We start from the raw sequence: 13739 nt of genomic DNA, 5'->3' as shown, positions 1-13739 counted from the left end.
ACGAAGACCTCCCCATGCGACACCGCCGTTCTTGGCGTTCTCCTCGAGTCTGGCGTGACCTATCGTCGTGGGGTGTCGCTCGCCGAAGACCTGAACGACCCGGATGACATGACCCGGTTGCTGGCCGTCGGGAGAGCCGCGCGGGACGGTGGGCCCGAGGTCATCGGCAAGCTGCTCGACATGGCGCTGCACGACGGTGCCGAGGTGCAGACGGCGGGTGGCGTGGCCGAGCGCTGGGATAACGTGAGCGACGCCGCGGCCGGAGCCCTGGCAGCCGTCCTCCGCCGGCATGCGACGGTCGACCGATGGATCGGCCGGGCCGTCGTCGACCTGGCCGAGAACGACGACCGCGTCGCCCGGCTGCTGCACTTCCTCGGCCCCGACGCCGAGCCGGTGCGCCGCGAGCTGGAGACGAGCAGCGAGGAACGGCTTCGTATGCGGGCGCTGCGGGCGGTCCGTCCCGTCGACCGTCCCGTGGAGCTCAACCGCCGCTTTCTCGCCGACCCCTCGCCGATCGTCCGGCTCGAGGCGCTGCGCGGAAGTTCCCGGTTCGGCCCGGAGGACGCGCATCGGGCGCTGACCGATGTGAGCGTGGAGGTGCGGCTGGCCGCAGTGCGGAAGTTGCAGTGGCGGGACACGTCGGCGTTTGCCGCCGCAGCGCGCGTCGAGACGGTACGCGAGGTCCGGGAGCAGTATGTCCAGGCGCTGGTCGACCGCCCGCTGACCGACGATGTGTTCCGGGCGCTCCTGGGATACCTTGCCGACGACGGCTGGGTCGGGCGCATGGCGGCCCGGCGCCTGCGCCTGATCGACAGCCCCGGGGTCGTTGCGGCGGTCGCTTCCCGGATCCTGGTCGTCGACGACGAGGCGCACCTGTCGACCTTGGCCGAGTTCCCCCACCTGCTCGAATACGCGCCCGAACTGTTGGAGCCACTTGAGTGTCTGCGCCGCAGCGCGACGGACGCCGAGCTGTTCGGCATTCTGGATCGGCTGCCGCGTTGGGAGCGGTCCGCGTACCCCCTGGAAGATCCGGCGGACGGCCTGGACCCGGTGCAGCAAGCGCGGCTTCTCCGCGCCGTCCTGGGTTGGGCCCACAGCGTCGTGGAATCGGATGGCCTGGCGGCGTGGCTGGCGGCGCCGGACGACCACACCGCTGCGGAGTGGATCACCGAGCACGACTGGTTCGGCACCGGGCCGGCCGCCGACCTGCTGCACGCAGCCGTCGACGGCGACCTGCGGCGCGCGCTGGGCGTCGACCTCGGCTCGGATCTGCTGCGCCTGGCCCACCTGTTCACGGCCCGGCAGATCCGCGCCGGTCTCGACCCGCTGCCGCCGAGACCGCTGAGTCGCCTGTTGACCGAAGGCCCCGACCTGCTGCGCGTGCGCTTTCAAAGGGGCCGCACCGTCGTCCTCCGGCTGCACGGATCGGCTGCCGTCGGCCCGCGCCTCGAACCGGCGAACGCGTTGCTGCACGTGCCGTGCACGGATTGCGGCACATCCACGCGGGTGCAGGGTCCACCCGCGTGGACGTATCGCGACGAGGACCGGGTGCGCGCGTTCGAGGACGGTTACGCGGCCACACTGATCGGCGCCTGCCCGGCCTGCGGGGCGTCGGTGCGGACGGAGGTGCTGATGTCGGTGACGGAGGGACGATTCGATGGCCCGCGCGAGGTCAGCTGGGACGCCCGGTCATGAGGGTGGTCACGGGCATTCTGCTGCTCGCGGTGGGAGCCACGCTCACGGCCGGCGGGTTCGCGTGGCCGGAGGGCCGGATCACGGCGATCGCCGTGGCCGTGCTCACGCTCGCCGCCGGCTTCGCCGTCCTGGCCGCGCGGATCACGCTGTTCGCGGCCGCGGTCTGGGGTGTCGGGTGGGTCGCGCTGGTCGGCGGCATCGCGGCCGGTGAGTGGGTGGCGATGTCGGGCGGCGCGGTCGCGGTGGTGGCGGGCGGGGTCGCGTACGCGACCAGCAACTACGTAACCTGGTTCGGGGTGGCCGCGCTGGGCGACGCGCTGGCGCTGGGCGCGATCGCCTGGTGGGCCTGGGGTACGGGCGAAACCGTCGCCACAGCGGGAGCGGTCGCCGGTGCCGTAGCGTCGGCAACCTACGGCGCGGTGAGCTTGCGCTCGTGACCCCTCTGGACTGCGCCGCCGGGACCCGGGGAGGGCGCCTGGCGGACGGGGAGCTCCGGCGGCGAGGGCGGTCACATCCAGCCGCCGTCGACGATCCAGTTCTGGGCGGTGCACGAGCGTGAGTCGTCCGCGGCCAGCCACAGCATCATCCGGGCCACATCCTGCGGGAAAAGTTTGCCAGGCAGGCACTGGTTGCGCGCGATGGATGCCTCGGCCTCGGGCGTCACCCATTCGGTGAGTTGCTTCTCCGTCATGATCCAGCCGGGGATGAGGCAGTTGACCCGGATCTGGAACGGACCGAGTTCCCGTGCCAGTGTCCGGGTGAGCCCTTCGATGCCGGCCTTGGCGGTGATGTACGCGGGCAGGTCGAGCAGGTCGATGTGCGCGCTGATGGAGCCGAGGTTGATGATCGACCCGCCGCCGGCGGCCCGCATCATCGGGGTGACCGCCTGGGCGGCGAAGAAGTGGTGCCGGACGTTCACGGCCATCCGGTCGTCCCACAGCGCGACGTCGAACTCCTCGACCCGGTACCGCCGGTCGTCGGCCGCGTTGTTGACGAGTGTTCGGACCGGCCCGAACCGGTCCGCGGTGCGGGCGATGGCGTCACGCAGCGCGGGGATGTCCCGGACGTCGCAGGGAAGGAAGAGCGTGTCGTCGCCGAGTTCGCGTTGCAGGGCCGCGCCGCGCTCGATGTCCACGTCGGCGAAGGCCACTCGGGAACCTTGGGCCGCGAGGTGGCGGACGAACTCGGCGCCGAGTCCCGACGAGCCGCCGCTGACGAACGCGACCCGTCCGTCGAGCGACGGGTAGCTCGCGTAGCCGGTCATGAAGCGAGTTCCTCTCAGCGCGAAGGCGGATCGAGCCACAGGTCCGGGCCGGGGACCAACGCCTCCAGGTCCGCCCAGAGCTCGTCGGGGATCGGTGTGCCGGTCAGGTCGAGCGTCTGCTGCACCCGCTCCGGCGAGGACACTCCGACGACCGTTGAGTCGATGAACGGCGCGCGCAGCGAGAACTGCAACGCGGCCGCGGCGAGCGGTACCCCGAACCGGTCCGCGGCCGCCGCCATCGCGATTGCCGCCGCGGCGATCGCGTCGTTGCGTTCCCGGTAGGCGTACTTCCCTTGGGTGGCAGGTCCTCTGGCGAGCATGCCGCCGCCGTACGGTGCCGCGTTCAGGACCCCGATGCCGCGTTCGTGCGCGACCCGGAACAGCTCCTCGGCCGACCGGTCGAGCAACGTGTACCGGTTGTGCGTGAGCACCACCTCGAACACGCCGGTGTCGAGGTACTGCTGCATCAGGGCGACCGGGCCGCCGGCCACGCCGAGATGCGCCACCAGTCCCTGTCGTTTCAGGTCTGCGAGCGCCTCCACCGGGCCGCCCGGTGCGGTTGCCTCGTCGAAACTGATCCGTTCGGGGTCGTGCAGGTGCAGCAGCTGGATGTGGTCGACGCCGAGGCGCTGCAGGCTCTCCTCGAGTGATGTCCGTGCCCGCCGGCCGGAGAATTCGCCGGTACGCGGATCCGGGTCGACCTTGGTGGCCAGAACCGTGCCGGTGGGCAGGCCGCCCCGGTCGCGCAGGGCGATTCCGATGCGGCGTTCGGCCGTGCCGTCCACGCCGTATCCGTTGGAGGTGTCGATGAAGTTGACGGCCGGGCTGTCCAGTGCCGCGCCGACTGTGGCGACCGCCCGTTCCTCGCTCACCTCGTACCCGTACAGGCGCGGCATGTTCGCCAGCGGGCTGGTGCCGACGCAGAGCGCGGTCACGGCCAGGCCGGTGCCGCCGAGCGGGCGGGCGGTCATGCGGCGCCCCGTGCGGCGAAGACGTCCCGGGCGGCGTGGTAGGCGCCGACGATCCGGGTGAGGACCGCCTCGGTGTCCGCATCGGGCTTGGTGGTGTCGGGGTGGTCCCGTCGCCACCCGACCATCCGGGATGCCGCGCGATGGAAGGTCAGCCGGGGGGAGAAGCCCGGCACGAAGGTACGGATCTTCGTGGTGTCGAACACCGCGCTGTGCCCGATGTCGCCGAGCATCTCGCCTGACCAGAACCACCCGGGCGCCACCAGCGGGTACATCTCCGAGGCGACGTGGACCAGCCGCGCCGTCACTCCCAGCGCCTCCCCGACGATCGTGTAGATCTGGTCCCAGGTGTAGACGTCGGAGCCGGTGATGTTGAACGTCTCGCCGATCGCGCGGGGGTTGCCGAGCAGACCGACCAGGCCCTGCGCGAAGTCCTCGGCGTGCGTGAGTGTCCACAGCGACGTGCCGTCGCCGTGCACCGGAATCTCAGCGCCCCGCGCGATTCGGTCGACCACCGTCCAACCGCCGGGCAGCGGCGGGTTGGCGTCGTCGTAGGTGTGCGACGGCCGGACCACGGTGAGCGGAAAGCCCTGCGTCACATGTGCGTCCTGGAGCACCTGCTCGGCGCGCCGTTTGGCGGTGGCGTACGCGAGGTGCGGGTTCGGCGCGGTCGGCGTCGACTCGGAAATCGGTATCTGCCGCACCGGCTTGGCGTAGATCGAGGCAGAGCTGATGTGTACGTACTGACGGGCCCGCGGGCCGAACAACGTCACCATTCGGCGTGCGTCGTCGATGTCGTACGACAGAAAGTTGACGACGGCGTCGAACGTGCGGTCGCCGATCGCGGCGGCCAGCCCGGCACTGTCGCCGACGTCGGCGATCAGCGTCTCGACGCCGTCGGGCAGGCTCCGATCCTGGTCGTTGCGGCCGCGGTTGACCACCGTGACGCGCATGCCGGTCTCGACCGACAAGCGCACGCAGGACGCGCTGATCGTTCCGGTTCCGCCGAGGTAAAGCACGCTCAGATGCGCGGCGTCGTGGTGCAACATGTGTTTCTCCTCGGTGCTCAGATCTTGCCGGCGTACCAGTCTTCGAACCCGTTCTCGGTCAGGCTGATGAGAACGTCCTGCGGGCGGATGCCGAGCGGCTCGAGCTTGTCCACCACTGCCTTGAAGAAGGCCTGCTTGGTCGCCGCGGGGTACATGTGCACCGCGGTGACCCGGATGACGAGCAGGTTGCGCCGTTCGACGCCGTTGTACCCGGCGTCGAACTTGAGCTCGCCGGCGTCGTGCGCCTGGAAGATCTGGAACCGGTCGTCGGCGGGGATCCCCAGGGCCTCGATCTGCGCGTCGTGGATCGCGTTCCCGATGTCCTCGTGGGACTTGTCGAACACCTGCCGATCGAGGTGTACGTGGATAAGCGGCACGATGGTCACCCTTCAGGTAAAGATCATTTGATGGCGCCGGCCGACAGGCCGCGCTCGAACAGCCGCTGGAGACTGAGGTAGGCGATGACCTCGGGGATCGCGGTGATGACCGCCGAGGCGAGGATCTTCGTCTGGTCGTTGCTGAACTGTCCGACGAAGAACTGCGGCACCAGCGTGATCGTCTGCATATCCGGTGATTGCAGGAAGACCAGCGGGAAGAGGTAGTTGTTCCAGGCCGCCACGAGGGTGAAGATGATGACCGCCGCGGCGATCGGCCGGGTCAGCGGCAGGACCAGATGGATGAAGCCACGGTACGAGTTCGCGCCGTCCACCCGCGCCGCCTCGAACAGCTCGTCCGGCAGGCCGTTGATGAAGTTGCGGGTGAGCAGCACGGCGAACGGCACCTGCAGCGCGGCCAGTGGGAGGACCACCGCCCAGTATGTGTCGTACAGCCCCAGCCGGGTGGCCGTGGCGAACAGCGGCGCGAGCAGCACGACCTCGGGCAGCGTCAAGCAGGCGAGCAGCAGCCAGAAGTAGACCTCGCGGAACCGGAGGTGCAGTTTCGCGAAGCCGAACGCGGCCATCATCGTCACCGCGTACACCAGCGCGATGACGACCCCGGCGATGATGAGGCTGTTCAGGAAGAACCGCCCGAAGCCGGGCACCTGCAGTACCGCGGTGAAGTTCTTCGGCCCTTCGCCCGCGAACGCGCCCTTGACCATCACCACGAGGGGGAACAGGAACGGAATGATGAGGATTGTGGCGACGAGCTGCAGCAGGATGCGGCCCCGCCGGGTGCGGATCTCGAACATCGTCTACCTCGCCTCCCGTCCGCGCCCCACGAGCTGCAGGATCACCGCCACGATCAGCGCGACCACGAGCAGGATGACGGACAGCGCGCCGCCGTATCCGACGTGGCCGAGCGGGATCGTCTGGCGGTAGATGTAGGTGCCGAGGAACTCGGTCGCATAGTTGGGTCCGCCGATGGTGACCAGATACGGCACGTCGAACGTCTTCAGCGCCCCGATGGCGCCCAGAATCCCCAACGCGATCGTGGTTCCGCGCATCTCCGGCCAGATGATGCTCAGCAGCGTCCGGAGGTTGCTCGCGCCGTCCATCCGCGCTGCCTCCAGGACCGACGGATCGATCTGGGTCATCGCGGCGAAGTAGAGGACGAACGTGACACCGGTCCACTCCCAGATCGTGATGAACATGATGACCGGCAACGCGGTGCTGGTCTGTCCGATCCAGGGCTGCGCGAGCGCTCCGAGGCCCACGTGCTGCAGGACGGAGTTGAGCTCGCCGTCCGGGGCGAACATGTGCCGGAACACCGGCGCCATGATGGCCGGCGCGAGCACCACCGGAATGAAGATGATCACCTTGTACAGCGCCGCCAGCCGCAGCCGCGCGTGCATCAGGACCGCGAAGATCAGACCCAGCAGCGTCTGAACCACGAACGTGACCACGAAGAAGACGGCTGTGTGGCGCACCGTGGCCCAGAAGACCGGGTCGCGGATGATGCGCGTGTAGTTCTGTCCACCGACGTGAAGCGGGTCCGGGCTGATCCCGTCCCAGTTCAGCGTCGAGATGTACGCCGTGTACCCGATGGCGTAGTAGATCAGTCCCACGCTGAGGACCAGGGCGGGCAGGATCCAGGGCAGGCCCGGAGGGCGTCGCGGGCGGCCGCGTCCACCGCTGCCCGCAGCCCCGGACCTCTCCTTGCCGATCTCCCGCTTGCGCGTCGATGTCTCGGTCATCACGACTCCGTGGGTCCGGCCGCATTCATCGGACTGCCGGTCACTTGAAGGTCACTCCGGCCGCCTCGGCCGCCTGCTGCAGGGTCTTGGCCGCGTCCTGCGGAGACGCCTTTCCGGTGGCCACGGAGGTCGCCGCCGCGAGGATGCCGTTCTGCACATCCGCGCTCAGCAGTGCCTGACGCGGCTCGGTCACGGCGCTGGCCTTCGTGATGAGCTGCTGTACCGGGCCCTTCTGGATCGCCGGGTCGACGAGTTCGACGTTGTCGAACTTCGGTGTCACGGAGGTGAGCGACGGCAGGTCGTTGAGCTGGTCGGCGATCACCTGCTGGCCCTCGGCCGAGGTCGCCATCCACTTGACGAACGTCTCCGCGGCGGCCCGGGCCTTCGACTTCGTCGAGATGGCCAGGCCGAAGTCGGCGTCGCCGTACATCTCACTGATGTTGCCGGCGCCGGCAACATCGGGGAAGGCGACCGGCAGGATCGGGAACGGCTTGGCGCCGCTGACCCCGGCCGCCGAGAGCGCCGCGGTCATCGCCTTGGTCGTGGTGTACTGCGTGTACCAGGTGCCCATCATGACCATGCCGTACTTCCCGGTGAGGAAGTCGTTGTTGGCATCCGGGTACTGCTGATAGCCGACCGCGCCGGGCTGCATGATCCCGCTGTCGAACAGGTCCTTCCAGATGGCCAGCGTCCGCACGATGCCGGGGTCGGTCCACCTGGCCTCGCCGTTGGACACCTTGGTCCACAGGCCGGGCTGGACGGAGTTCGCGATGGACTGCAGGGTGTCCTGGTCGAAGCCCTCCTGAGCGGCGCCCTGGACGAAGCAGCCCACCTTGTTCCGTTTGAGCACCTGGCAGACCTGCTTCCACTCGGACAGCGTCGTGGGTGGCCGCAGGTTGAACTTCTTGAAGATGTCCGCGTTGATCCACAGCGTCCCGGCGTAGACCTGGCCGACCGACAGCGCGGTGAGCTTGCCGTCGGCGCTCAGGCCGCTGATGCCGATCGGGGCGACCTTCGTCTTCCAGTCACTGCCCAGCGCCTGCCCGGCGAGTGCGGTCTGGTCGACGGCGAACGATTTGAACTGCGTGACGTAGGCGCCGGGCTGCATGTCGAAGACGTCCGGGCCCTTGCCGGAGGCGAGGGCCGGGCGCAGCGCGGCCACCCAGTCGGAGATGTTGACCAGCTTGTAATTGATCTTGATGTTCGGATACTGCTTGTTGAAGGCTGCGATGTAGGTGTTGGCGGTCGCGGTGTCGGTCGGCGTCCAGCCCCACCAGTTGACCGTGCCGGAGGTCGCGCTCCCGGCGTTCGACGAATCTCCGGAGTCCCCGCCGCAGGCAGCCAGCGTGGTGACGGCGAGCGTCGCGGCGGCAAGGATGGACAGCGGCCGCAGTCGTGCCTTCTGCGTCAGCAAGAGTCGCATGTATCCCTCTCCACTCTCCATGGAGCTAAGAAATGTTTCGCGCCCCGACGGGCGCCGTGTACCCAGGCGTCTCGATGCCAGCGCTCGCTGTGAAGGGGTGATGATCGCCTGAAGCCGCTGCGAACGAAGGTCGATTCGGCGTCGTTACGGGTGGATCACAGGCTAAGCCGATCGCAACTTTCCCGTCAACGTTTCCTTACGAGTTGGAAACTTTCGTACGGGAGGTGCGCCGCACTGGTGCGCCGGTGCTGGCCCGCACCACGAGCGACGTGTCGATGTCGATCCGGGTGAACGTCAAGTCGGGCTCGTCGGCCAGGCGGGTGACGAGTTCCACCGCCTGCTCGGCCATCGCGAGCAGAGGGACGTGGATCGTGGTCAGCGGCGGGCCGGCCCACTGCGCGATCCGCAGATCGTCGTAACCCACCACGGAGAGGTCGCCCGGGATGGTGTGACCGAGCGACCGGGCCGCCTCGTAGACGCCCAGGGCGTACAGATCGGAGGAGGCGAAGATGGCCGTCGGCCGATCCGGCAGCGACAACAGCGCCCGGCCCTCGGCCAGTCCGTCGGCGTGGTGGAACTCGCCCGGCCGGATCAGTTCTGGATCGCCGGCGATCCCGGCGGAATCCAGGGCCGCGCGGTACCCGGAGAGCCGGGCCGTGGAGGCGAGCATGTCCTGCGGTCCGGTGATGATGCCGATCCGGCGGTGGCCCAGCTCGATCAGATGGCGGGTGGCCAGGTAGCCGCCGTTCCAGTCGGCGGAGCCGATCGACGGCACGTCCGGCCCGGGGTTGCCGGCCGGGTCGAGCATCACGAGCGGGATGTTGCGGGAACGCAGCCGCTGCTTGTCCTTGGCCGGGAGCACACAGGCGACCAGGATGATCCCGACCGGCCGGCGCCGCAGCACGTCGTCGACCCAGGACGGCTCGGGCAGGTGCCGCTCGGTGGCCCCGGTCAGCACCATGCCGATCCGCCGCCGGCGCGCGACCTGGTCGATGTTCGCCAGCAGATCGCTGGCGAACGGGCTGTCGATCTCATAGCAGAGCACCTCGAGCAACGGCGCGGGCTGCTGCTTGCCGCCGCGGCGGTTGTACCGGTGGTCCTGGAGCAGTTCCTCGATGCGCTGCCGGGTCTCGCTGGACACCCCGGAGCGACCGTTGAGCACCTTGGAAACCGTGGAGACCGAAACGTTGGCCCGCGCCGCCACCTCGGACAAGGTGGCGCGGGAACCGATGTCGTCCGCGGCGGGCTCGCTGGGCATGCGCATCAGCCAATCTAGGTGTCGCCGGGCTTCTTGACCGCCCGGCCCGGCCGATCCTATGCTGCCGTTCATCCCGACAATTTCGCAACGTCTAGCGAAACTTTCTAAGAGGGTGACCGGGTGACGACCTCGAATCCGAGGAATGCCGCCGTGCCTGACGAGAGCCTGCGACACCGGATCGGCGAGGTCACCCTCACCGTGCTCGGGCCGGACCGGCGGCCGCTGACCGACCGGGTCGTCACCGTGGCCCAGCAACGGCACACGTTCGCCTTCGGCAACATCGGCTTCGACTTCGTCAGCCTCGTCGGTGGCCCGCCGCCCGAGGCGGCCGCTCCGGCGTTCGGCGGCGCCACCGGCCTGGACCTGGACCGGCTGGGCGACCTGTGGCTCAACCTGTTCAACACCGCGACCCTCCCGTTCTACTGGGGGCCCTACGAGCCGCGACAGGGCGCCACCGACGTCGAACGCCTGACCAGGACCGCGCACTGGCTCGCCGCCCGCGGCGTCACCGTCAAGGGTCACCCGCTCGTCTGGCACACGGTGCAGCCGGCATGGCTGCTCGATCTCGACAACGACGAGGTCGAACGGTTGCAGCGCAACCGGATCCGCGAACTGACCGGCGGATTCGCCGGCGTGATCGACCTCTGGGACGCCATCAACGAGGCCGTGATCATGCCGGTCTTCGCGAACGGGGACAACGCCATCACCCGGCTCGCCCGGGCCCGGGGCCGCATCGCCATGGTGCGGATGGCGTTCGAGGAGGCACGAGCGGCCAATCCCGCGGTGACCCTGGTGCTCAACGACTTCGACCTCAGTTCGGCGTACGAATGCCTGATCGAAGGGGTTCTCGAAGCCGGCATCCGGGTCGACGCGATCGGGCTGCAGACCCACATGCACCAGGGGTTTCGCGGCGAGGAGTACCTGCGGGACGTGCTGGACCGGTTCGCCCGTTACGGCCTGCCGCTGCATCTGACCGAGAGCACCCTGGTGTCCGGGCACCTCATGCCGCCCGACATCACGGATCTCAACGACTATCAGATCCCGGACTGGCCGACGACTCCGGAGGGCGAGGCCCGCCAGGCCGACGAGATCGTGCGGCACTACCGGACGCTGATGGCGCACCCCGCCGTCGAATCGATCAACTACTGGGGGCTCACCGACGACGGCGCCTGGCTGGGCGCCCCGGTCGGGCTGGTCCGCGCGGACGGCAGCCGCAAGCCGTCGTACGACGCGCTGGAAAGCCTGATCAAGGGGGAGTGGTGGCTGCCACCGACCGAGATGCGAACCGGACCCGACGGCACGGTCGTCGTGCGGGGGTTCCACGGCGACTACACGGTCGCCGGAACCCCGTTCACCATTCGCCCCGGGCAGGCCAGCGCGTCGGCGTACGTCGATGAGTAGGGTCATGCGAGCGGCCGTCTGCGGCACGGTCGGCGGCGGCATGGTCGTCGAGCACGTCACCCTCGCCGAGCCCGGCCCGACCGAGGTGGTGGTCCGCATCGACGCCGCCGGGGTCTGCCACAGCGACCGCCACTACCTGACCGGCGACCTGGTCTGCCCGCTGCCGGTGGTGCTCGGCCACGAGGGGGCGGGCGTCGTGGTCGAGACCGGCGAGCGGGTCAGTGTGGTCCGGCCCGGCGACCCGGTGTGCCTGATGTGGCGTCCGCGCTGCGGCCACTGCCGGTTCTGCCTCGGTGGCCGGCCGGGCCTCTGCCGGTCCGGCGCGATCCACGCCACGTCCGGCGGGCTCCAGGACGGCACGACCCGGCTTCGCCGCCCGGACGGGGAGCCGGTGCACCACCTGATGGGGGTGTCGTGCTTCGCGGAGTACGCGATCGTCTCCGAGCGGTCCGTGGTGCCGATCCCCGGCGGCGTGCCACCGGAGGTCGCCGCGATCACCGGTTGTGCGGTGATCACCGGCGTGGGCGCGGTGCTCAATGCCATCGGCGCCTGCGCCGGTGAGAGCCTGGCGGTGTTCGGCGCCGGCGGCGTGGGGCTCTCGGTGGTGATGGGCGGCGTGCTGGCCGGTGCGTATCCGATCGTCGCCGTCGATGTCGTCGCCGAGCGACTCGCGGCCGCCACCCGGCTCGGCGCGACCCACACGATCGACGCGAGCTCTGACGACGTGGGCGCTGCCCTCGCGGCCATCCGGCCCGACGGCTTCGACTGGGCGGTCGAGGCGATCGGCCGGCCCGAGACGCTGCGCCAGGCGTTCGACACACTGACCTCGGGCGGCACGCTGGTCACCATCGGGCTGGCCCGTGCCGGCCAGGAGCTGTCGTTGCCGATCAACCCGCTGGTCCAGCAGGAACGGCGGGTCATCGGCAGCCTCTACGGCTCCGCGAACCCGTTGCTCGACGTACCGAGGTTGCTCGACCTCTATCGGGCCGGCCGTCTGCCCATCGACCAGCTGATCGGCAACCGGTATCCGCTGACCGGCATCAACGACGCCTTCGCCGACCTCGCCGGCGCCGCAGTCGGCCGTGGCATCGTCTTTCCCGGAGGTCTTTCCTAGGCCGGCTCAATCACCGCCGTGCACGTGGCCGAGTGGAACAGCGAGCCGGTCGTGGTGTCCCACGCGCCGACCGGCCCACCGCGTATGTGGCGACTGTGGGCGGCGGCCGCCGGCACCGGACACACCGATGCCGTCCGCACCGTCGCCGCCGGCCGGTGGGCGGCCAGGCCGGTGTTCGCCTCCGGTGGCGCCGACCGGACCGTGCGGCTGTGGGACGCGGCCACCGGGCGGCCACTCGGCCAGGCGTTCACCGAACACGCCGCCGAGGTCACGCATGTCGCCTTCACCGGCCCGCATCGGGACATCCTCCTCACCGGTGACGGCAGCGGTGTCGTGCTGCGCCGGCAGTTCCGCGCCGGTACTCCGCGCAGCGAACCGCTGACTCGGCTGGAAAGCAGGATCGCCGGGATCGGTACGGCCGATCTGGACGATCGGACGCTGGTGGGGGTCGCGACCGAGGACGGAACCTTCCGGATCTGGGATGCCGTGACGAGCGAGCCCCACGCCGAACTGCACATCGGCGCCGACATGGCGGTTCGCCGCGCTGACCTTGGCGTGCTGGACGGACGCCCGGTCGCGCTGACGATCGCGGACGATCGCTCCGGCGACTGCGAGAGCCCGACGCTGACCCTGTGGGACGTGTCGGCCGGCGAACCGTTGTACGAACCCATGACGGTGCCCGAGGAGTGCGAGGTGGGCACCCTCACCATGCTGGACGGACGGCTCGCGGTCATCCACGGCATCGACGCCGGCGAAAACCACCACCCGGAGCAGGCCACCGACGTCCAGGTGATCGACGTCGCCACCCGCAGGGTGCTCGGCCGGCATCGGCACAAACGCGGATGGAGTTACCACGCAACCATCGCCCGCTCCGCCGGCGGCACCGTTGTGCTCGTCGCGGCGGAGAACTGGGTCGCCGTCATGAACCCGTACGACATGGGCGGACCCGACATCGAGGAATTCGAGTACGCCGGGCACAACGCTTTCGTGGACTGCGTGGCCACCGCCGATGTCGCCGGACGCACCATCGTCGCTTCCTGCGACAGGGGCAACGACGTGCAGTTCTGGGACCTGGACACCCAGGAACGCCTCCGCCCGCTCTGACCGCCGTCGCCGGTGTGCTGCACGACGTTCTGCACCAACTGGGTGATCACCAGCAGGGTGTCCGCGACCGCTTCGGGGGGTTCGTCACTAGTGCAGGATCGTGGCCAGGCTGATGCGAGCAGCCAGCGAATCCTCCTCAGGTCTCGCCGCCATCGAGGTGGCGGTTCACCCACGCGGGCTGCCAATCGGCGTACCCCGCGACGATTACAGCGGATCAGGCCGGCGACGTCCTCAGGCAGGCCGCGTGAAGTCATGACATGGCCCATCCGGGGCACGATCGGCAATACCGCGCCCGGAATGGCGGCAGCCAGGGCTTCCCGTGAGCAAGC

Annotated in this window: 13 protein-coding genes; 5 read left to right on the top strand and 8 right to left on the bottom strand. The window is 69.5% G+C overall.

What is annotated here, in order from left to right:
• Window positions 1–72: 72 nt before the first annotated feature.
• Entirely contained in the window at window positions 73–1695 is a 1623-nt protein-coding gene (locus AB0M54_RS38610) for a hypothetical protein (RefSeq protein WP_364476908.1), read from the top strand.
• Window positions 1692–2132, top strand: a complete 441-nt coding sequence (locus AB0M54_RS38605) for a hypothetical protein (RefSeq protein ID WP_364476906.1) — start codon at window positions 1692–1694, stop codon at window positions 2130–2132. Before AB0M54_RS38610 ends, AB0M54_RS38605 begins: the two co-directional genes overlap by 4 nt.
• A gap of 71 nt (window positions 2133–2203) precedes the next feature.
• Here AB0M54_RS38605 and AB0M54_RS38600 read toward each other — a convergent pair whose 3' ends face one another.
• The 8 genes from AB0M54_RS38600 to AB0M54_RS38565 all read right to left on the bottom strand — a co-directional run bounded on the left by AB0M54_RS38600 (window position 2204) and on the right by AB0M54_RS38565 (window position 9791).
• A complete protein-coding gene (locus AB0M54_RS38600; protein WP_364476904.1) occupies window positions 2204–2959 on the bottom strand; it encodes an SDR family oxidoreductase in 756 nt (251 codons plus the stop codon).
• A 14-nt stretch (window positions 2960–2973) separates the two neighbouring features.
• A complete protein-coding gene (locus AB0M54_RS38595) occupies window positions 2974–3930 on the bottom strand; it encodes an aldo/keto reductase (RefSeq protein WP_364476902.1) in 957 nt (318 codons plus the stop codon).
• The gene (locus tag AB0M54_RS38590) at window positions 3927–4976 is read right to left on the bottom strand and encodes an NAD-dependent epimerase/dehydratase family protein (protein ID WP_364476900.1); all 1050 of its coding nucleotides are present in this window, start codon (window positions 4974–4976) and stop codon (window positions 3927–3929) included. The genes AB0M54_RS38595 and AB0M54_RS38590 overlap by 4 nt, the downstream gene beginning before the upstream one ends.
• Window positions 4977–4993: 17 nt before the next feature.
• A complete protein-coding gene (locus AB0M54_RS38585; RefSeq protein WP_364326485.1) occupies window positions 4994–5353 on the bottom strand; it encodes a tautomerase family protein in 360 nt (119 codons plus the stop codon).
• A 23-nt stretch (window positions 5354–5376) separates the two neighbouring features.
• Entirely contained in the window at window positions 5377–6165 is a 789-nt protein-coding gene (locus tag AB0M54_RS38580; RefSeq protein WP_364476898.1) for a carbohydrate ABC transporter permease, read from the bottom strand.
• Between the two features lie 3 nt (window positions 6166–6168).
• Complete coding sequence (locus tag AB0M54_RS38575; protein ID WP_364476896.1) at window positions 6169–7110, bottom strand: sugar ABC transporter permease; 942 nt, start codon at window positions 7108–7110, stop codon at window positions 6169–6171.
• Window positions 7111–7150: 40 nt separating this feature from the next.
• Window positions 7151–8533 (bottom strand): ABC transporter substrate-binding protein, encoded by a 1383-nt coding sequence (locus AB0M54_RS38570; protein ID WP_364476894.1) that lies wholly within the window; start codon window positions 8531–8533, stop codon window positions 7151–7153.
• A gap of 196 nt (window positions 8534–8729) precedes the next feature.
• Window positions 8730–9791 carry a LacI family DNA-binding transcriptional regulator gene (locus AB0M54_RS38565; RefSeq protein ID WP_364476892.1) on the bottom strand — a complete coding sequence of 354 codons (1062 nt, stop codon included), beginning with the start codon at window positions 9789–9791 and terminating at the stop codon, window positions 8730–8732.
• A gap of 150 nt (window positions 9792–9941) precedes the next feature.
• On the opposite strand from AB0M54_RS38565, the gene AB0M54_RS38560 reads away from it, so the two are divergent.
• Genes AB0M54_RS38560 through AB0M54_RS38550 form a run of 3 tightly spaced genes read left to right on the top strand, consistent with a single transcriptional unit; the run spans window position 9942 to window position 13410 of the window.
• Complete coding sequence (locus AB0M54_RS38560; protein WP_364476890.1) at window positions 9942–11192, top strand: endo-1,4-beta-xylanase; 1251 nt, start codon at window positions 9942–9944, stop codon at window positions 11190–11192.
• A 4-nt stretch (window positions 11193–11196) separates the two neighbouring features.
• Window positions 11197–12306 (top strand): Zn-dependent alcohol dehydrogenase, encoded by a 1110-nt coding sequence (locus tag AB0M54_RS38555; protein WP_364476888.1) that lies wholly within the window; start codon window positions 11197–11199, stop codon window positions 12304–12306.
• An 18-nt stretch (window positions 12307–12324) separates the two neighbouring features.
• Window positions 12325–13410: a hypothetical protein gene (locus AB0M54_RS38550; protein WP_364476886.1), complete on the top strand. Its 1086-nt coding sequence runs from the start codon at window positions 12325–12327 to the stop codon at window positions 13408–13410.
• Window positions 13411–13739: the final 329 nt, after the last annotated feature.

It is taken from the genome of Actinoplanes sp. NPDC051470, from assembly GCF_040682035.1.
Classification (GTDB): Bacteria; Actinomycetota; Actinomycetes; order Mycobacteriales; family Micromonosporaceae; genus Actinoplanes.
The sequence above is the reverse complement of the archived record's forward strand: the minus strand, read 5'-3'. Positions and strand labels throughout refer to the sequence as shown.

Bases quoted from the DNA above. Each gene is read 5' to 3' on its own strand.
- AB0M54_RS38605 (WP_364476906.1), top strand. From the start codon at position 1,692: ATGAGGGTGGTCACGGGCATTCTGCTGCTCGCGGTGGGAGCCACGCTC.
- AB0M54_RS38600 (WP_364476904.1), bottom strand. From the start codon at position 2,959: ATGACCGGCTACGCGAGCTACCCGTCGCTCGACGGACGGGTCGCGTTC.
- AB0M54_RS38595 (WP_364476902.1), bottom strand. From the start codon at position 3,930: ATGACCGCCCGCCCGCTCGGCGGCACCGGCCTGGCCGTGACCGCGCTC.
- AB0M54_RS38590 (WP_364476900.1), bottom strand. From the start codon at position 4,976: ATGTTGCACCACGACGCCGCGCATCTGAGCGTGCTTTACCTCGGCGGA.
- AB0M54_RS38580 (WP_364476898.1), bottom strand. From the start codon at position 6,165: ATGTTCGAGATCCGCACCCGGCGGGGCCGCATCCTGCTGCAGCTCGTC.
- AB0M54_RS38575 (WP_364476896.1), bottom strand. From the start codon at position 7,110: ATGACCGAGACATCGACGCGCAAGCGGGAGATCGGCAAGGAGAGGTCC.
- AB0M54_RS38570 (WP_364476894.1), bottom strand. From the start codon at position 8,533: ATGCGACTCTTGCTGACGCAGAAGGCACGACTGCGGCCGCTGTCCATC.
- AB0M54_RS38565 (WP_364476892.1), bottom strand. From the start codon at position 9,791: ATGCCCAGCGAGCCCGCCGCGGACGACATCGGTTCCCGCGCCACCTTG.
- AB0M54_RS38555 (WP_364476888.1), top strand. From the start codon at position 11,197: ATGCGAGCGGCCGTCTGCGGCACGGTCGGCGGCGGCATGGTCGTCGAG.